Annotated in this window: 14 protein-coding genes and 1 pseudogene; 7 read left to right on the forward strand and 8 right to left on the reverse strand. The window is 57.8% G+C overall.

Annotation, left to right across the window (positions count from 1 at the left end; all coding sequences use genetic code 11):
• Nucleotides 1-262: 262 nt before the first annotated feature.
• Nucleotides 263-364, forward strand: a pseudogene (locus tag DLM46_RS41375) (SOS response-associated peptidase family protein); the annotation flags it as partial.
• An 876-nt stretch (nucleotides 365-1,240) separates the two neighbouring features.
• The gene (locus tag DLM46_RS33105; RefSeq protein WP_133300418.1) at nucleotides 1,241-1,573 is read left to right on the forward strand and encodes a hypothetical protein; all 333 of its coding nucleotides are present in this window, start codon (nucleotides 1,241-1,243) and stop codon (nucleotides 1,571-1,573) included.
• 1,005 nt (nucleotides 1,574-2,578) lie between these two features.
• On the opposite strand, the gene DLM46_RS33110 is transcribed toward DLM46_RS33105, so the two are convergent.
• Nucleotides 2,579-2,878: an antibiotic biosynthesis monooxygenase gene (locus DLM46_RS33110; RefSeq protein WP_115108032.1), complete on the reverse strand. Its 300-nt coding sequence runs from the start codon at nucleotides 2,876-2,878 to the stop codon at nucleotides 2,579-2,581.
• Between the two features lie 153 nt (nucleotides 2,879-3,031).
• Complete coding sequence (locus DLM46_RS33115) at nucleotides 3,032-3,889, reverse strand: sugar phosphate isomerase/epimerase family protein (protein WP_115108035.1); 858 nt, start codon at nucleotides 3,887-3,889, stop codon at nucleotides 3,032-3,034.
• Nucleotides 3,890-4,252: 363 nt separating this feature from the next.
• On the opposite strand from DLM46_RS33115, the gene DLM46_RS33120 reads away from it, so the two are divergent.
• From DLM46_RS33120 to DLM46_RS33140, 5 genes are all read left to right on the forward strand, one after another.
• The gene (locus DLM46_RS33120; RefSeq protein WP_115108037.1) at nucleotides 4,253-5,218 is read left to right on the forward strand and encodes a sugar ABC transporter substrate-binding protein; all 966 of its coding nucleotides are present in this window, start codon (nucleotides 4,253-4,255) and stop codon (nucleotides 5,216-5,218) included.
• A gap of 89 nt (nucleotides 5,219-5,307) precedes the next feature.
• Nucleotides 5,308-6,429 carry a Gfo/Idh/MocA family protein gene (locus tag DLM46_RS33125; protein WP_115108039.1) on the forward strand — a complete coding sequence of 374 codons (1,122 nt, stop codon included), beginning with the start codon at nucleotides 5,308-5,310 and terminating at the stop codon, nucleotides 6,427-6,429.
• Between the two features lie 468 nt (nucleotides 6,430-6,897).
• Complete coding sequence (locus DLM46_RS33130) at nucleotides 6,898-8,481, forward strand: sugar ABC transporter ATP-binding protein (RefSeq protein WP_115108041.1); 1,584 nt, start codon at nucleotides 6,898-6,900, stop codon at nucleotides 8,479-8,481.
• Entirely contained in the window at nucleotides 8,474-9,484 is a 1,011-nt protein-coding gene (locus DLM46_RS33135) for an ABC transporter permease (protein WP_115108044.1), read from the forward strand. The genes DLM46_RS33130 and DLM46_RS33135 overlap by 8 nt, the downstream gene beginning before the upstream one ends.
• Nucleotides 9,485-9,498: 14 nt before the next feature.
• Nucleotides 9,499-10,479, forward strand: a complete 981-nt coding sequence (locus DLM46_RS33140; protein ID WP_115108046.1) for an ABC transporter permease — start codon at nucleotides 9,499-9,501, stop codon at nucleotides 10,477-10,479.
• A gap of 74 nt (nucleotides 10,480-10,553) precedes the next feature.
• Here the strand turns inward: DLM46_RS33140 and DLM46_RS33145 are convergent, their stop codons facing one another.
• The 6 genes from DLM46_RS33145 to DLM46_RS33175 form a co-directional block, all read right to left on the reverse strand.
• Nucleotides 10,554-13,166 (reverse strand): AAA family ATPase, encoded by a 2,613-nt coding sequence (locus DLM46_RS33145; protein WP_115108093.1) that lies wholly within the window; start codon nucleotides 13,164-13,166, stop codon nucleotides 10,554-10,556.
• Nucleotides 13,167-13,730: 564 nt separating this feature from the next.
• The gene (locus DLM46_RS33155; RefSeq protein ID WP_115108048.1) at nucleotides 13,731-14,450 is read right to left on the reverse strand and encodes an SDR family NAD(P)-dependent oxidoreductase; all 720 of its coding nucleotides are present in this window, start codon (nucleotides 14,448-14,450) and stop codon (nucleotides 13,731-13,733) included.
• 72 nt (nucleotides 14,451-14,522) lie between these two features.
• On the reverse strand, nucleotides 14,523-15,491 hold the full coding sequence (locus tag DLM46_RS33160; protein ID WP_115108095.1) for an ABC transporter permease: 969 nt from the start codon (nucleotides 15,489-15,491) through the stop codon (nucleotides 14,523-14,525).
• Nucleotides 15,492-15,532: 41 nt separating this feature from the next.
• Nucleotides 15,533-17,026 (reverse strand): sugar ABC transporter ATP-binding protein, encoded by a 1,494-nt coding sequence (locus DLM46_RS33165; RefSeq protein ID WP_115108050.1) that lies wholly within the window; start codon nucleotides 17,024-17,026, stop codon nucleotides 15,533-15,535.
• 30 nt (nucleotides 17,027-17,056) lie between these two features.
• Nucleotides 17,057-18,025 (reverse strand): ABC transporter substrate-binding protein, encoded by a 969-nt coding sequence (locus tag DLM46_RS33170; protein ID WP_115108052.1) that lies wholly within the window; start codon nucleotides 18,023-18,025, stop codon nucleotides 17,057-17,059.
• Nucleotides 18,026-18,079: 54 nt separating this feature from the next.
• Nucleotides 18,080-19,150 carry a 2,3-butanediol dehydrogenase gene (locus DLM46_RS33175; RefSeq protein WP_115108054.1) on the reverse strand — a complete coding sequence of 357 codons (1,071 nt, stop codon included), beginning with the start codon at nucleotides 19,148-19,150 and terminating at the stop codon, nucleotides 18,080-18,082.
• Nucleotides 19,151-19,304 lie beyond the last annotated feature (154 nt).

The raw sequence follows: 19,304 nt of genomic DNA on the forward strand, positions 1-19,304 counted from the left end.
TCCGCCTAGCTGGTCATCTTGCAACTTCAGAACCCTTCGCAGGAGCAGTGATTCGGCGTCATCGAGCCTCCACAGCGCTTCGTCTTGTGCCCGCATTACTGCGACGTCGAGAACGGACTCCGCTTGGCAGCTCTGCTTCGCCACGGCATGACAGCACCGCCAGTTCCTGTGCCCAGTGCGCCACCCATTGCCAGCAATCCAGTCTGTGTCCCGCGAAAGCTCGGCGCAAACCATCGTGCGAGCACCGGATTCAGCGGGACCCATAGACGCCTGGCTCAATCCAAATGCGTCGGACTTGGCGACGCAATACGCGATACTTGATGACAGAGACCGGCCGTACTACGAGCACCGGCTAGCTGCGTAACCCTTCGCAATCATCTGCAACTGACGAATGGACCTTTGGATTCAACCCTGCGCGCCATGCGCTGACCTGTACGGTAAGCCGGCGGAAGAGCTTCCGCACCAGGACCTCACGCTTAACGGTGCCGGCGCGGTGAAAGACGCGCGAGTCGAAGAGCACTACACCTGCGTTCAGTGCCGCGCGGTGTTTGCGCGAATTCTTGCCGGGCCGCCTGCGAGGCAGATTTGGATTCTGCTTAACGCCGGCCAGCACTGACGAAATGTTGGCGCACGTCGGATGCGCAGGATTCCGCGGCGCGATGTCACTCATTAACTAGAACCGCGCTGGAGCGCTCTCTTTCGGGCAGCCTATAGCACCGATAGCCGGTGCGCTTGGGGAGCGACTGCTGCGCATTAAAGCAATTGTTCCAGGAGAGAAAGGCAATGACCGAGTTCTCTTGCAAAGCGTGGGGGCGACGTTCTCAGCGCCTCGCCGCCTCAATCGAGACAATGCGCCGCCGCTTGGCGCCATTGTTATCGCGCGGGACTGCGGGAGCCAAGAGTTGGAGTCCGTCCCGGTTGCGCACAGGGTAAGCTGGTTCACGCAACGATAAGAAGGGGACTCGATTGCACGAGCGCCGACGTGTGCGGCTAACGGGCAACTGCATGAAGGCTCACTCCTACGCAACTGCAGCTTCAGTGTCCGTATCAATCGACGAGAAGCCAAGTGTCACATTTCCGGCTGTCTCCGAGAGCAAGTTCGATGTTTTGTCATGGAAACGCTGCTTGACCCGCTGGGGCGAACGAAGGCAGTATCAGACACGCGGCGCATTGCCATACCGGCGAACTGGCAGTGGACATGTGCCTGCCGGAACCCAACTCCATCGGTGAGGAGACGTCCATGATAGAGGTGACGAATACGTACGACCTGCAGCCAGGCGTGAATCTGGAGTCTTACGCCGAATGGGCCAGGAAGGCGGCGGAAACGATTGTGCAGCAGCCAGGTCTGGTCGAACTTCGCGCGAACCGGAATATGCTCGGCGCCCCGCAGATTCGAACGACCACCTGCTGGAGGTCTACAATCGACTGGGCGACGTTCGCAGACGGGCCATGGCGCGCGCTGGAGCAGGAATTACGGACCTTCGCGACCAATTTCAAGGTTGAGATGTGGGGACCGTCGCCGCTCCTACCAACGCCACTCCGTCCGGACCCAACCGGCGGTGCTGGTGCGTGAGCAGACCCACGTGCGTCGTCAGCATCGAAACCGGTCGCGGCAGTCCGTCCGAAAGAGCTATTTTTCTGGCCGTCTGCCTCACCTGACCCAGATGCTCGCGTGCTGTGCTCACGAATTGCAGTCGGTCGGACACCGACTGCTTTCGTCAGAGGCGCGGTAACCGTCATGCGCCACGGCACTGTGTGACGATGCGCATTGCACACTGCTTATGGTTCTCGTCGCTCCTCAGTCGCCGTCATGGCAGAGAAGAGGACGTCGAACTCAGAACCAAAACATTGGACGTACTTCAGTTCGCGCCGGCGCCGCGACGACACCCAACGCATCACGTCATGGACGACCACTTGTGCGGTACCCAAGAGGCCGGAGGAGGCTGGAATTGGACATTTCCGGAAGTAGACCGGGCGTCTTCGGGTTTGCGGCAGCATGCTGGCTGTTGGCACGCCCGCGAGCGCCGTCGTCAAGGCATCCAGCGTCATAATCGCGGTCGAGTAGTATCGTTGCCCGGGCTCGTCTGCGCCGCGCGACCGCCCTTTTAAGTCGTTACTCGGCAGGGTCGAAGAAGCTCGCGATGCTGGCGTAGGTGACTGCGTCCGATTCTGCGCAGCCCAATTTCTTCAAGGCAGTGAAATGGCGGTCGTTCAGTCACTTGTCGGCACCGGCGTCACGCAGAATTAGACGGAAGGCTCGCACATCCTCTTTGCTTGCAAAAAGTTGCTCTACGTATCGGTCCCCGTCGAGTATGCCCGCTTCGGCCGCTGCAGCGAGGCTGTCCATTGCCCAAGCTAGCCGGGATTGGCCGGCATGGTGAGGAGGGCCGACAGCTGGATTGGCGTCGTTGTCTTGTCGCGATGATTCCAGCCTCCGAATTCGATACATGCGGCGACCACTTTTTGCCTCCCATCGGTCTAGAACATCAACTCGTCCGAGGCACTCTCGAGTTGGATTGGCTCGGCGACACAACATGCTCGACCGCTACTTTTGGCATTGGCCGCACTTCGGCCTTCGCTAGTTTTGAAGGACTATGGGGAAAAGAAAGCGAACTTCCTTGTCGGCAACGAAGCCTTTCGTGGCGTCGTCATAGACGGCCCGATACGGCTTTTGGGGTTGGTCGCTGAGCCATTCCTCTGGGGTGCCGTTCCATACTTCGAACAGAACCAAATCGTCTGGTGCGTCCGTGTCTTCGCTGAGCACCGCGCTAACGAAAGTCGGTTCCGTGGCCATCGTCTTCATTAGCTCGGCAAGGTGCGGCACAAATAGCGGTTTGGTCGAGGGAAAAAGCTTGAAACGTACGTAGAGAGACAGCATTTGGCGTGTCCTTTATGTGCCCTTCACAGAGCATGACTAGCGAACGAAGGAGTCTGTGTACGGCATCTCGTCGAAAATGCGATGCAGTGAAGCCGCAAAAAACGGCCGCGATTGCATGTTCGGAGCCGTTCACTATTGACATCCTATGGTCGGTTAAATCTCGAACTGACGAATTGTCGCGTTATACGCGCGCGTCGCCATCTCATCCAGCGGCAGCTTGCGCTCAACTTCAGACAGGATTTCAACACCCCACGGACCTTTGAAGCCTGTAGCCTGGACTGCCTTGATAAACCCCTGCACGTCGAGTACGCCTTCGCCCGGCAGGCGGCGTTTGTGGCAGGTGTCCATCCACAGCGGCTCGATTGCATAGCGGTCCGCGTCGTCGAGTTCGATGCCCTTGATGAATTCCGGCTTAATCGTGGCAATTTCCTTGAAGTCGACATTGCCACGGCTCAGGTGCCAGATGTCGAGCAGCAGACCCGCGTTGGCCTTGTTCGCGCCTTCGACAATAGCTTTGCCGGTTTCGATTGTTCGCACGTTGCTGAAGGGCATGATTTCCAGCATGACTTGCGTACCGCGCTTCTCAGCGTCATCTGCCAGCTTGCCGAATTCTTCGACCATGAGGGGGATGTCTGCGGTTTCTTCGCCGATGCCCGGGCCGACTTTCACGATGCGCGCGCGGAGTTCTTCCGCAGCTTTGAGGTAGTAGTACCGCATGCTGTCGGACGTACGGCGGCGCTCACCGGTTTGATACCAGTCGACCAGGAACTCGAACTCAACGTGCTTCATGCCGTTGGCTTCGAGGATTCGGCGCATCTCCGGGAAGCCAATCTTGTCGGCCGTAGCGTAGATGTCCGAATGAATCAGGCCGATACCATCCCAGCCTGCCTTTGCTGCCGCTTCAACGCGGTCCTCGAAGCTGAAGGGGCTGATTTCGGTCGGGCCAAACGGGAAAACGTCACCCGACAGAGTGAAATAAGCAGCAACAAGTTCGACTTTAGATTTGGACATGAAAACCCTCGTTAAGGAAGCGGCGACCAGCCCGACGCGGGTGTCGCATGAAGACCATGTCCCAAACTATTACGTAGAAACGACAGCGAATAAACAGCCCTGAAATCGCCTTACCGTAGAGTAAAAATCTACAATACCGTTTGGAGCGGGTCGGCGAACGTGTCGAAGTCAGCCAAAGCGACGCGCAGCTTCATTGTTCGAAGACCGGATGTCTATCGCAGTCCAGAAGCCCCAACTTTTCCGGTGAGTGGAAATAACATTTCGTTCTGTCGCATTTTTCTTTCCCATCTCAAGCCTTACTGTGCCTCCTCGAGAACACCACAACCCGGCTCAATCATCTCAGGGGCCTCCAGGAGACACAGCATGAACATCCACAAATCCGTTATTTCCTGCCTCGCTCTCAGCGCTATCTCCAGCGCTTTCGTCAGTGGTGCCCAAGCCGCAGACCAGCCGCGCGTCGCGCTGCTTATGCCGACGCAGAGCGTTGAATATTGGGCGCTCTACGTCAAAGGCTTCGAAAAGGAAGCTGCGGCACAAGGCATCAAGCTCGACGTGAAGGTCACCAACTACGACCCGAACGAGCAGGCAACGCAGGTCGACCAGACGCTCGCGCAGAAGCCTGATGTCATCGTCCTTGTGCCGGTGGATTCGAGCGCTATGGTTCCGTCGATTCGCAAGATTGACCAGGCGAAAATCCCACTCGTCATCTCCAACTCGATGCCGGACCAGAAATACTCGCGGTACTGGAAGGTCTTCACCGGCCCGAATGACATCAGCAACGGCGAAGTCGCGGCGAAGACGATGATTCAAGGCTTCAAGGAAAAGGGGTACGGCGATAAGGGTAAGGTTATCGTCATCAATGGGCCGATGGGCACGCCACCCCAAGTCCAGCGCTATCAGGGCTTCGTCGACGGCCTTAAGAAGAGCGCACCGGGCATCGAAGTAGTTGGCTCGCAGCCGGCCGATTGGGATGCCGTGAAGGCGGAGGCCGCTGCATCGGCACTCTTCACGCAGTTCAAGGACGTGAAGGGTGTCTATACCGAGAACGACTCGCAACTTCGCGGCGTTGTGACTGCCGCTCAGCGACTCGGACTCGACCCCTCGAAGCTCGTCATTGTCGGACACGGGTGCGACTCAGGCGCGGTTGAGGCTATCTCGGCTGGGAAGGCTTATGCCACCGTCGAGCAATCTCCCTTCGACGATGGCGCTTACGCCGCGAAGGCCGCGAAGGAACTCGCCTCCGGAAAGGCTCCGCAAGCCGTGCAGTACCTGCCGAACCCGGCGGCTACCAAAGCCAGCCTCAACGTCTGCTATTCCCAGAAGAAGTAAGTCGCGCGCCGGCTACACAGTCACTGTGTAGCCGGCCGGATGGGACTGCGACCCTGCGGGGTCGCTTTCGCTTTGAACCGGAGACAAGAATGAGGCGAGAGATTGGCGTTGCGGTGATTGGAACTGGCTTCATGGGTAAAGCACACGCGCTTGCGTATCGCGCGGTGCCGAATGCTTTCCCTAACTCGTTGATGCCGCGAATGGTGGCCGTTGCCGATGTTAGCGAGGCCGGTGCGAGGCAGGCGGCAGAGCAATTTGGCTTCGAGCATGCGACAGGTGACTGGCGGTCGCTGCTTGACGACCATGATATTGAAGTCGTCTCAATCACGACGCCGTGCAGTTTGCACCGAGAGATGGCATTAGCGGCAATCGCAGCAGGGAAGCATGTGCATTGCGAGAAGCCTATTGCACCGTCCGCATCAGACGCTTGCGAGATGATGAAGGCGGCGGAGTCCACAAACGTCGTGACGCAAGTGGGCTACAACTACATCAAGAATCCCATTCTCAAACTGGCGCGAGAGATGATTGCGTCTGGCGAACTGGGTGAAATCACAAGCTTTCGCGGCATCCATGCGGAAGACTACATGGCCGACCCCGAGATTCCCTACAACTGGCGAGTCGACCCTCAAAACGGGGCTGGCGCGCTGGCTGAAATCGGCAACCACATCGTCGGAATGGCGCGATTCCTTCTTGGTCCGATTACCCATGTGAACGCACAACTCGAGACCGTCAATAAGACGCGTCCTGTGTCGCCTGGTTCGCCCGAGCGCCGGGAGGTCAAGGTCGATGACATTGCAAGATTGATGGTGACCTTCGACCGCGGGTGTTCTGGCTCAATCGAAGCAAACTGGACCGCAACCGGCCGCAAGATGCAGCTTGAGTTCGAGATTTATGGAACAAAGGGCGCGCTGTGCTTTTCCCAGGAGCGCTTCAATGAGCTCAAGTATTTCAAGGCCGGCGGCGACCCTCGGACATCGGGATTCACTCGAATTGAAGCCGGACCGGCTCATCCTCCCTACGAAAACTTCACAGTAGCTGACGGGCACCAACTGGGTTTCAACGATTTGAAGACCATTGAGATGGCGGAGTTCATCGCGGCAATCGAACATGGGACGCCTACTTTCCCGGACTTCCGGGAAGCGTGGGAAATTCAACGGATTGTCGACGCCGCCATCCGGTCTTCGGCCGAGGCACAGCGAGTCTATCTGTAACAGACCAGCAGGCTCCAAGGTTAGCGCGCGGTTTGGCAGGCATCCGTCCTGACTTCCGCGCGTTTTTTTACGACTGCAGCCAGACGCCGATATTTCCGGTGACTGGAAATATCATTTCGCGGCCGCGCATTTTTCTTTTCCTGGCGAACGAATAACCTCTGTCTCAACGATAACGAAGCCGCTGAAGCGAGTTTCTGCTGGAGACGACATGCATTCCTGCGTACGCAGCGATTCTTTGCGAATTCCTCTCTTCGTGGACCTACAGCGGCATCACTGATGCGGCAGCGCCCCGCGGTTCGTCGCGAACCGTGGCAAGCATCCGCCTCAGCCTCGATGCCAGGCTTCGTTATTCGAAATGTATGCGTCGCCCATGCGTGAGCAATCACGCGGATGAGTCAGGTGACGGTGACGGGCATCAACCCGTGAGGCAGCGGATAACCGAAGAGTGTCCGCGTATGGAGGAAGACAATGCTGCAAGACGCTAAAACAGGCGGCGAGACGCTCGCCACTCAGAGTCTGCTCTGCGCTCGCAATTTAACCAAACACTATGGTGGCGTGAAGGCGCTCACCGGTGTCAGCCTCGAGTTGGCACCTGGTGAGATTCACGCGCTGTGTGGCGAGAACGGTGCAGGCAAAAGCACGTTTATCAAAATTCTCGGTGGTCTGGTGCAGCCGGACGACGGTGAAATTACCGTCGACGGACATCAACTGAAACTCGGGCATTGTACCGACCCGAGACTTATCTCCATCGTTCACCAGGAGCTTGCTATCGTCCCGACGCTGTCGGTGCTCGACAACATCCTTCTCGGTGGCGCGGACCAGAGCGAAATCTACCGTCGCAGCCAATACCGGGACTCTGTCCGTGAGCATCTGGATTCGGTCGGACTGTCGCATATCAAGCTCGATGCACCCGCCTCGCGGCTCAGCCTCGCTGAATGCCAGCTCGTCGAAATCGCTCGGGGCATGTCGCGTCAAGCGAAGGTCCTGCTCCTGGACGAACCTACCGCGACCTTGTCGGATGCGGAGATTGTCCGAGTCTTTGAAGTTGCGCGCAAACTGCGTGACCAAGGAACCGCGATGATTTTCGTCAGCCATCGACTCGACGAAGTGTTTGCGCTCACGGACCGAGTAACGGTCTTCCGCAATGGACAGCATGTGCTCACGCAGCGCACCGTGGATATGACTACCGCGGAGGTAGTTAAGGCAATGATTGGTCGCGAACTGGTGCATAACAAGGTCATGCCGCCGGAGAACCGCGCCAACGTGGCGCCGCGTCTTTCGATTTCCAACCTGACGGTCGCGGACAAGGTCAAGGAACTCTCAGTCGACGTCGCGCCGGGCGAAATCCTCGCCGTGGTCGGCCAGTTGGGTTCTGGAGCGGAAGTCGTTGTCGAGGCCCTTGCTGGCCTTCGCGGTGATATTTCCAGTGCTGTGAAAATGGACGGTCAAACCGTCAAGCTCGACAGCATTCGGAACTCGCTGCGAGCCGGTATCGCGTACGTGGCGGAAGACCGCGCTGACAAAGGCGTTTTCCTGGATGCGCCGATTGCCATCAATATCACCGCGTCTGTCATGGCGAAGTTCACCCGAGCGGGAATTATGCGACGCGCCGGTGAACAGGAAGAGGCGCGACGCCTGGCCTCGATGTTCACTATCGACCCGAAGCGTCTTCCGCACGAAGTTTCCACGCTTAGCGGCGGCAATCAGCAGAAGGTCTCCCTCGCGAAAGCAGTGGCACTGGCTCCTCGTCTGTTGCTGCTGAACGAACCGACCCGGGGCGTCGATATTGGCGCCCGCAGCGAAATCTACGCGACGCTGCGCAAGATGGCGGATGAAGGGCTAGCGATTGTCTTCTACTCGACGGACCTCGAAGAAATCCTGGAGCTCGCGGATACGGTTATGACGGTCTTCAGAGGCCGGATGGTCCGCCATAAGCCGCGGTTCGAGATAAACGGCGACACGCTCCTGCACGACATCGTGGCAGGCGACGGCGATGCATCTCATGGCCATGTCTCTTTCCGAAACCAGACTGTGGAGGTGGGTAATGCATAAGACAGCTCTCGAGCCTACCGCGCAGGTATCAACGACTGCGCTACGACGTTGGGCCGCAGCATTGTTTGGCACGACGAGTATTCACGCTGCGTCGATTCGTATCGCAACCCTTGCTCTTATCGTAGTCGCTGCGGCTATTGTTCCGCACTTCACCGAGTTCGGAAACTTGCAGTCCCTGATGTACTCGGTGGCCGCGGTCGGCATTGGCGCTATCGGGATGGCGCTAGTGACCCTAAGTGGAAATCTGTTCATGCTGTCGATGGGCGCGACAGCGGCAGTCTCCACGGTGATGTTCGCTGCGCTCATTCATCTGGGTCTCGGCGCAACGCTGCTGCTGGTCGTGTTGAGCGGCCTTCTGATGGGGGCTGTCCAGGGTGGAATCATCGCATTGGGTAAAGCGAATCCCATCATCACAACGATTGCTACCTCGTCAATCATCATTGGTGCTGGCGTCATCTACACCGGAGGGCTAACAGTCATCGGAAAGGGGGACGCGACGTGGCTCGGTCAGGGACGGTTGTTTGGCTGGCTGCCGAATCAAATCCTGGTGCTGGCAATCTTTGCGGCCATTGCAAGCTTCATCCTGCAGAAATCCCGTATCGGGCGGGAAATCCGACTGATTGGTATGCGAGCTGAAGTGGCACGCATCGCAGGACTCCGGTTGATGGCAGCAACGCTCGTTTGCTACGGATTCGCGGGCGCCGCAGCTGCGCTGGCCGGTTCGTTGATTGCTTCGTCGTCGGCCCAAGGCAACCTGACCTACGGCATTGACCTGGACTTTAACGCAATCGCCGCCGTGCTCGTCGGTGGAATCTCGATTCGTGGCGGATGCGGGCAAATCTCGGACGCGGTGACGGGCGCAATTTTCCTCGCCGTTATCAGCAACATCCTCCTGGTCAGCGGCGTGAGTTACGAGTACCAGTTGGTAGCGAAGGGCATCGTGGTTCTCGCGGCAGTCGTGTTTGGAGCGTTGCTCGCCCGACTCGGCCCGGGGCGGAAATAACTGGAGATTTGAAAATGGAACAGTCTCAACGACTTCTCAAACTGGTCATTCGCCTCGTGCTGCTCGTGGGAATGCCTGTTATCTTCGGCCTCAGCGTCGACCACTATTTCTCGCAGGCGAACCTCTACGCAATCTTCCAGGCGTTTGCGTTTCTCGGCATCATCGCGCTCGGTCTCTCTGTCACGATGATTGCGGGTGAGTTTGACCTGAGCGTCGCTGCAATCTCGACAGTTGCCGGCCTCATCACTGTGAAGTTCGGTGGCGATAGTGCGATGCTCGGCATGCTGTACGCAATCATCTTTGGCGTGGTGGTCGGCATCGCTAACGCGGCGCTGCTGCCGTGGCTCGGTGTCTCCTCGCTGGTGACGACAGTCGGCTCCATGATGTTCCTTACCGGCGTCGGCTACTGGATTGCAGGTGGTCGCGTGTTGAGTTACGCAAACCTTGATGTCAGCGACTTCCTTGACCAGAACGTTGCGGCAATCTTTTCCCCCCGTAGCCTCATCACAATCGTCTGCTTCGTCGTCGTATCGCTTTTCCTGCGCTACACCACCCTCGGACGTGACATCTATGCATCGGGTGGTCATCGAAAGGCAGCAATTCAGAGTGGCGCGCGCGTGGGTAAGGCGCTGACAGTCGGTTTCGTCATCTCCGGCGGACTGTCTGCACTTGGCGGAGGCCTGCTCTCGCTGAGCCTGGCGACTGCGTCCGCAACGATGGGAAGTAGTATCTTGCTTCAGGCGGCTTCGGCCGCGATTGTCGGGGGTGTTGCGTTGGGTGGAGGCATCGGTTCGCCGCTCGGTGTAGCAATGGGCGTCCTGATTCTTACGGTGCTGAACAATGGGCTCGGCCTGTTGAGTGCTACGTCTACCCAGATTCTTCTCGTCAACGGCCTGTTGCTTCTGATTGTGGTTCTACTCGATGGGCGCCTGGGGGCAGTCTTGGCGTCGCCGCTCGAGCGATTTGCCCGGAGAAAGGCGACCGCCACAGCTTGAGCGACCAAGTGTACTGATACGGCCGACGCATTTCCGACGCGTCGGCCGCTATCGCTTTCAGCTCGATTGGCGCGTCAGGACCTAGCGGCGCGTAGCTGCTTGCCCCTCTCCAGGATTGAATTTCGCCAGGTATCCAGCTTTTCGATGTCTTCGCTGAGTTCGTCCGGGTGTGGAACCGGCAATCTTCCGACGCGCATTGCTGCATCATGTTCGAACTTCGAGCTCTTCGACATGCCCGCGTCAATTGCACGATAGTCGTCGTCGGAGACGGCCACCTCCTTCAGGCGTTGTGTCGAAACGCCTTCGCCGAAACGCTGTATCGCGCCATTGAACAAGACTTCCTCGATGCTTCGCTCCCAGGTAAGGCGCAGGTCCCCGTAGGCTTGAGCGGTCAGAGCCCGATGAGTATCTTCGTCGCCATCTTTGTGCGCCTTTCTCACAGCTACGAGCATCTGCCGAAGACGACCAATCCGCCCTTTGGTACCGAGAACGTCGAACGGCAAGTCGTCAGAATGTGCTCCAAACCCGTCAGCAGTGCGCCGAATGTAATTCGTGGTCACCGCTGCGCCGAGCTCCTCGGCCTTCTGTTCAAGAATGCAAAGGAAGTAAATATCATGTGTGAAAACGATAACTTGGCGAACCTGCGATTCCTCTACGAGTCGCTGCGCCACCTCCCACCGACGACGATGGTCCAGGGATGAAACCGGGTCATCAAACACAACTCCGCCACGTCCTTTGCCAAGTTTGATTTCAGCGAGGAAGGACGCGATAGCGATTGCTCTTTGTTCACCTTCGCTGAGAATTGCGGCCGGCGCACCTCCGCCCGGCATCTGAAGCGTGAGCTTAAACTGGGTCCGACCTCCCGGCGATTCCGGCCTCATGGCCACCTGTAGCTCATGGCATTTCAGTCGCTTGAGCTCATCGTTCAGGGCGTCAGCCAACTCCTTGCTTGCCAAAGTCCGGGAGAGGTCCGTGGATTTTCGCGATATTCCACGTGCATCCATCCCATCGATACACTTTTTCAGCTTCGCGCAGTATTCGTGCTTTGAAATTGCTTCAAGGACGGCCAGCTTCACTTCGCTCAGCTTGCACCGTGCGTCGAGTTCAAGACGTTCAGCAACCATCGCTGCCTTAGCTTTCTCATCCGCTGACGCTTCGAGCGCCTTCGCCTGCGTCTCCAGAGCATCCATTGTCTCGGCCAGCTTAGGCTGTGGGTCGGCCGGTAACGCCGTCACGGCATCCCACGCAAGTTTCCCGCCGGCGGCTTGCTGCATTTCAGTCTGCCGGGCGTTGAGACCTGCTTGCATCGCTTCGCAAGTCGCCGGCAACGCAGCATCGAGCTCAGAAAGTTCCTGCGTCAGAGCGTCGTCGAGCACAAGTTCAAGCTTTGCGGTCTTCACTGCATTGAACGCGACGACCGCCACTCTGCGAGAGTCGATGGCAGCTTGCTCGACCTTTTCCTTGATGAACGCATCGAAGCGAACAAGCCTCTGAGCGCCATCGACGCCGAGCGGGTTCTGGCATAGCGGACAGAGGGCGTCCTCCGGTAAATCAGGAAAGTTATGCCCCTCATGCGAAATGGCCGCAAATTGACGGGCCGCTTCGAACAGCGCCTTCCATTCGTCTCCGCCGGTACCTGTTAGCTGCCCGGGCACCCGCTTGAACTCTTCGCCCGCTAAATCGGCAGCCTTCTTCGCCGAGGCGGACTTTTCAATCGACGCGCGCAGCGCATCGAGCTTGTCGTTGGAGACCGCAGCAATCGCGGTTTCGATTCGCTCCTTCAACGATTTAAGACGGGAGGCCTTCTGGCGCAGCGTCCTCGCTTTCTGCTTTGGCTCGGTTTCCGAAAGCGTCTTCGTGAGCAACGTCAACCGGCTTTCATCTTCCGGGGATAGTGCCGCAAGCTTCTCGATGTCTTCACGGCTGCTTTTGCTGGGGATTTCGCTGAGGACCTTGGCGACGGCCGTACGCTCCTTCGCGAGCGTTGCATAAGCTGCGTCGCTCGGCGCATTGTCGGCTTTCTCTTGTGTCGCTCGTGTCCTCAGTTTGCTGCAGACGCCAACCAATCCTTCCAGGATGTCGAGACCATAAGGGACATAGGCGAAATCCCCGTGGTTGTCGATGTATGCCCTGGCGCAATGAGTATCAAAGATGGAGATGTCTGACAGCGGTTCCGGTGGCTCAACCGAATGTTCCCAAGCAAAATAGTTAGTGTTGCCGTCAACGAGGGTTTCAAAAATGGCTTGCGCCGGGCCCACGGTGTTGGGGTCGAGCTTCGCGTTCGGCAGAATCGGTTCGCGACGGTCTCGTGCGCGGCACGCGTGCTTGAACACTCGAGAGTAGCCAGATTTTCCTGCACCGTTCTCTCCGAAAATGGCTGTGATGCCTGTTGGCGAGATTGGCAGCCGGCCGCCTTGAACTAACGCATTGACATTCTTAATGTTTGCGATTGCCGCAATCTGAACAAGTCTCGTGGGATTTGCGGGTGGTGCAACTTCTGCGTCCTGCAGTTTTTTCGGCTTCCGACCGCCGGCATCTGGGATGCCAACCTCGGCCTTCGCCAATGCGAACAGGTCCTCAAGGTCCTCTGGACTAAGTTCGCGATTGGCATACAGACGAGCTATTGCGTCCTGTTGCCACGCGGGAAGGTCTTTCGACCACGCGTGAATTTCCTGAATGATTGTCACCGGCCACGTCCTCTTTAGGATTTTCTGAACGCTGCCCGCGTGGACCGCGTTCATTTTGATGAACGAACGCGGAATTTTAGTGCACGCGCACTCTTCAGTGGCGGCAGCATGACGAAAGCGATGGAGACATCGGAGATGACTATGCCCGCGAATCATTTAACCGACACCGAAACGTCCTCCGGGGGGAGCTCACGACCCGAGTAGAGGCTCTAACGGCTAAAGGCGCGTCGGCGTTTGCCGATAACTGGTTCAAATGACGCACACGGCGAGCCGCTTGCCCGGCCGCGAAAAGCTCATAACAGGAAGTGGCATGACGCTTGGTCGCGGCTTCGTGACCGGCGTCCAGACCGCGGCAAGCGGCGCCGCGCCTGAGAAGGAGAACGCTAAAAATCACACGCTCGGGGAAGGTGTCGCCGGCGGGCAAGCAACTGCGACGCAAAATTAGACGAAGTAGCAGTCGGCTGTAGGAAAAGGGTAGTCAATAGCCTCGTTTTCGGGCCACCTTTGGGTGGCCCATTGTTTTTTGGCCGCACATCAAGGAAAACTCTTCGCGACCTTAGACCGTTACTGAGCCAGATACCCGCCATCGATGACGAGTTCGCTGCCCGTCACGAACGAAGACTCGTCGCTGGCGAGGAACACGCATCCGGCAGCAACTTCCTCGGGCGTGCCCATCCGGCCCATTGGCGTGCTCTTGATGATTCCGGCATTCATGTCATCTGACTGAGCCTCAACGAGCGGTGTCCGAATAAGGCCAGGATGGACTGAGTTCACACGGATATTCTCGGGCGCATATGTCACCGCGGCGTTTTTCGTCATATTCCGCACCCCGCCCTTCGCCGCGTTGTACGCTGCCGCGCCGGGCACACCTACATTTCCCCAGATAGAAGAGAAGTTGAGAATTGAGCCACGCTTTGCGGCTCGCATCGACGGCAGGACAGCTTGCATGCCCAGAAAGCTTCCAGTGAGATTCACCCCGAGGACGCGGTCCCAGCTTTCTCTGTCAGTACCGTGAACGGGCTCATAGCACGCCACGATGCCAGCGTTGTTGACGAGGACATCAATGCGTCCGTGTTTCGCAAGAATTCCATCAACGACGCGAATCCAGTCATCGTTCAACGAAACATCGAGCTTCACGTGCTCAACGCCCTGCGTTTCTGCGCCGGGTTTGACGTCTCCTGCGATTACCGTTGCTCCCTCACGCGCAAATGCCTGTGCTACTGCCAGGCCAATACCTTGTGCTGCACCCGTGACGAGAGCCACTTTACCTTTAAGTCTGTCCATCTTCGTCTCCGATTAAGCGTCTACGGTTTCCTGTGTTGATGATGGAGGCGTCATGCGCCTTCGGTTGCTGTCCTAGCGACCCTTGCGACGCATCTGGTCCAGGAACACGATGACAATAATGAGAATGCCAGTCACGATTCGTTGCCAGAACGGGTCGATGTTCAGGAGGTTCGCGCCCTGCGCCAAGGTGGTGAGGAGGGCCGCGCCGATAATCGGCCCCTGAATGTTTCCGACCGCTCCAAAGAGACTTGCTCCCCCGATGACGGCCGAAGCAATCGACTGTAGTTCCCAGCCCTCGCCGGTGGTCGCCATGCCGATACTGAGTCGGCTCGCCACGAGGATGCCCACGAGCGCAGCGCATACGGCGGATACGATGTAGGCGATATAGATAACGAGGGAGACGTTCACACCAGACAGTCGAACCGCCTCTTTATTCGAGCCGACTGCAAAAAGGTAGCGGCCCCACTTGGACCGATGCAGCAGGAAGTATCCTGGGACTGCTACGACCAAGACCATCCAGAAAAGCGTCGGCACGCCTAGGAACGAACCACGTGCAAATGATGTGAACGCCATCGGAAGACCTGCCACCGGTTCTCCACGCGTAATCAGGAGGGTGAAACCGCGCAGCGAAGTGAGAGTTGCGAGCGTCGTGATGAAAGGCGGGAGTCCGAGTCTGGTGGTGCAGAATCCGTGAAACGCACCAATCACGACTCCATTCAGGAGGGTCAGAAAAATCGCAGCGCTGATTGGCAGCCCACTCTTAATTAGCATCGCCACCACGACTGACGAAAGCCCCACGACGGCACCCACCGAGAGGTCGATGCCAGCGGTAATCATGACGAATGTCTGGCCAATCGCGATGATGGCCCAGAACGACACTTGCCGCATGAGGTTCGTGATGTTCTCTTCCGTCAGGAAGTTCGGTGTCGCTAAGGACAACGCTACCCACAGGAGAACGAGGACAAGAAATAGCGTGAGGTCCAGCAGCCAGGTCATCCGACCGAGCTTTGACACTGTTGAGGGAGATTGAAGGGTCGACATTTTCATCCTCGATTGAATTCAGAAAAGCGGCTGTGAAGCCGTTACGCGCCGATTGCAGCCGCGAGAATCGCCTCGTGGGAAGTTGAGTTGGGAGCCGCACTGGCCGCCACCTTTCCCTTTCGGAAGACGTGCAACATGTCGGCAAGGTCGTAGACCTCAGGCAGATACGAAGAAATCAGGATGATTCCGGCACCTTCTTCCAGCAGCTTGGCGAAGAGTTTGTAGATTTCGCTCTTCGCTCCGACGTCGACGCCAACGGTCGGCTCGTCCACGATGAAGAGGTCTGCGCCGGGAATCAGCCACTTGCCGAGAACGACTTTCTGCTGGTTTCCTCCGGAAAGTGATGATGCGTTGACTTCGACGCCAGACGTGCGAATGGACAACGCCTTCACCTGGCTGCTGGCGTTCCTGCGTTCGTCACCTCGACGAATCAGACCGCCAAATGAAATCGACGGATAGCTGGCCAGGTTGAGATTCAATCGAACTGGCAGATTGAGACATAGCCCCTGGTCGCGGCGGCTTTCGGGCAGGAGGGCGATACCCGCCTTGACTGCATCTCGCTCCGACCGGATGCGAAGAGGCTTTCCACACCATGTGACCGAGCCTGCGGATTGCTTCCGGCGACCGAAGAGCGTTTCGACGAACTCGCTGCGCCCGGAGCCAATCAGTCCGTAGAGGCCGACGATTTCTCCGCGTCGAACCGTCAGCGATATGTCTCCGAAGTCCTCGCCAGACAATCCTTCAACTCGAATGAGTTCTTCGCCGATGGGCACTTCGGCCTTGAAATGAACATCCGCAACCTCGCGGGCGACCATGTCCTTTACAAGCCGCGCCGTGAGTGGCTCGGCATCAACGCCTTTAACTTGGTGCGTCGAAATGAGGCTTCCGTCACGCATGACGCTGGCTCGGTCAGCGAGTTCGAGAATCTCTTCCATCCGGTGGCTGATATACACGATGGTCACGCCGCGCGTATTGAGTTCTCGGATGAGCTTGAAAAGTTGGTCGGTCTCGCTTCGTGTCAGGTAAGCCGTTGGTTCGTCGAAGATGATGAGTCGTGTGTCACCGGCAGCGGCTCGTGCAGTAGCCACAAGTTGCTGCTGTCCGATTGTCAAATCTCCGAGGCGCCTCGAAGCGTCGATGTCGAAGCCGACGCGCTCTAGCAAAGCACGGCCATCTGAGAGCATCTTTCGGCGGCGCATCATGCCGAAGTTTGTTTCCTCGTGGCCAAGGTAGAGATTCGCAGCCACGCTGAGATGCGGGCAAAGAACGACTTCTTGATGGATTGCCGCGATGCCAAGCTTCAGCGCGTCTGGGGGGCCTGCGAACTCGACCGGCGTGCCGTCCCAGACGAGCGAGCCGGTCGTCTTCTGCACGGCGCCAGTAAGTATCTTGATGAGTGTCGATTTCCCAGCCCCGTTCTCACCTACGATTGCATGGACTTCGCCTTTGCGGAGCTCCAGGTCTATTGATTTCAACGCGGTAGTGCCTGGATAGACCTTACTCAATCCGCGTAGCGTGAACAAAGGTTCGTTCATGTCGCCTCTCCTTGTGTTCGCTGACACGTATCAACGGCAGCTGAGGTCTGGATTGAGCAGGCGCTTGCCTTCGGGCGTGTCGAGGTCCGCACTACGGATGACGTGTACTCCCGTGTCGACGAAGGTGTTGACCTTCTCGCCCTTGACCTTCTTAACCGCCGTTTCGATGGATAAGTAGCCCATTTGAAACGGGTCTTGAACAATCAGTGCCTTCATGTCACCGCTTCGAACGAGCTTGACGAGTTCATCGGTCGAGTCGACGGTGACCCCCATCACGCGGTCCTTTGCCTTCGTTTCTGCAATGCCTTGGCCGACGCCTAGGCCGCTGTAGAAGGTGTCCCCGAAGATTCCGCGAAGTTGGGGAAAGGTCGACAGTACGTCAAGGGTCGTATTGAGGGAGCCGGTTACTGAGCCGTCACCGATGCGGGTCGTGACCACCTTCAGACCAGGATACTTTTTGGCGACCTGGTCTTTGAATCCGTCGACGCGGTCCTGAACCGACTTCACGCCTGGGAGAAACTGCAGAATCGCAACTTGGCCCTCAGCCTTGCCGTATTTCTTTTGAATCTCTTGGGCGAGGGTATCGGCCCCGAGTCGGCCTGCAGCGACGTTGTCCGTCATCACCGTTGCGGCGACCTGCTTCGAGTTGGACGGAGTGTCCGCGACAACCACCGGAATCTTGGTGGCCGCTTCGTCGATAGCAGGTCCGAGTGCTTCAGCTGAGACCGGCGTGATGACGATTGCCGCGGGCTTCCCCGAAACGGCATTCTCGAAAATGCCGATTTGGCCGGACATATCAGCCTCGCTGCTGGCACCGAGTCTGGGCACCGTGACGCCATATTTCTTTCCGGCGGTACATGCTCCAGCGAAGACGGCCTGCCAAAACGGGACGCTGGTGTTCTTCACGATGACGGGGATTGTCATGGTCGGCGCGGCTAACAGGTTCGGTGACGCCAACACCGTGGCCATAACTGCAACGCCTGCGATGAATGCTTTCATGTTTTGTCTCCTTCAGTGATAAGTCTTTTGTGACTGCTTTGAGCAACGCTTTTCTCAGCTGTTTATGCTGACGAGAATCTTCAGCTTTGCGCTTCTTGGCGCGAGCAATGCGTCAAACCCTTGCTCCTTGACGTCGTTCATATCGACTTCTGCGTCGACCACTTTCTCGACCGGAAAAAGTCCGCTACGCATCATTGAGAAGATGCGTGGCCAGATGGTGAGGGGGTAGTTCAGCGAACCCCTGATGGTGAGGTCCTTGACTGTCCAGCGGAACGGGTCGGCTTCAATCTTTCCGGGCATCAGCCCGACTTGAACGACCACGCCTTGGGCGCGTACGGCATCAACGCACGTGCTGAAGGCTCGACCGTTGCCGGAGCATTCGATAGCCGCATCCGCTCCAATGCCTTCGAGAGTCGTACTTCGAATATGCGCAGCGACGTCAGTTGATAAAGGGTCAAGAACAGTTACGCCCATGTCCATGCGCTGCAATCGCTCGCGCCGATTCGCGTTTGGCTCGCTCACAAAGATATTCGTGACACCGGACGCACGTGCCGCGAGAACTGCCATCGCACCGATGGTTCCCGCGCCAGTGATGAGTATGGAGTCGCCAGCTTTAACACCTGAACGGTCGACGGCATGCACACCCACGGCAGCGGGTTCGACAAGTGCCCCTTGCTGGTCCGTGATGTCCGATGGCAGCACAATTGCGTTCGATTCCTGGACGACTGCTTTTTCTGCCATGCCGCCCCACGGCCAACTCAGACCGACGACTGAGGCATTGGGGCCAAGGAAAGGCAGATTGCGCCGTCCGAAATAGTCTTCGCGGGGACCAATCTGCGGTTGTATGGAAACTCGGTCACCCGGTGAGACGCTCGTCACGGCGTCGCCGACCGCAAGGACCTCGCCAGAGAATTCATGGCCAAGAATTTGCGGAAGCGCGGCACCGCTGTAGGGATTCGATTCCGCGGATGTCCAGTTGGGCCCGTGGTCGTACTCGTGAAGGTCCGTGCCGCAGATTCCGCAGAACGTTGGACGCACGAGGACTTGGTCGGGACTGAGTTCGCCTGGCTCTTCGACGTCGTCAATGCGAAGGTCGTGCTTGCCATGGAATCGGACGGCTTTCATCTCTATCCTTAAAATGAAGACAACAAATCACCGTGCGGACAAGACCAAAGTGGTCTTCCGCAAACGCACAGCGTTCGGTTGTTGATGTGTTACCCGACCGATTACAGGCGGAAGGGTCGAAGAGGAAGCGCTCGGTGGCGAGGCGGTAAAGATG

Origin of the sequence: Paraburkholderia lacunae, from assembly GCF_003353175.1 — a bacterium.
GTDB lineage: Bacteria > Pseudomonadota > Gammaproteobacteria > Burkholderiales > Burkholderiaceae > Paraburkholderia > Paraburkholderia lacunae.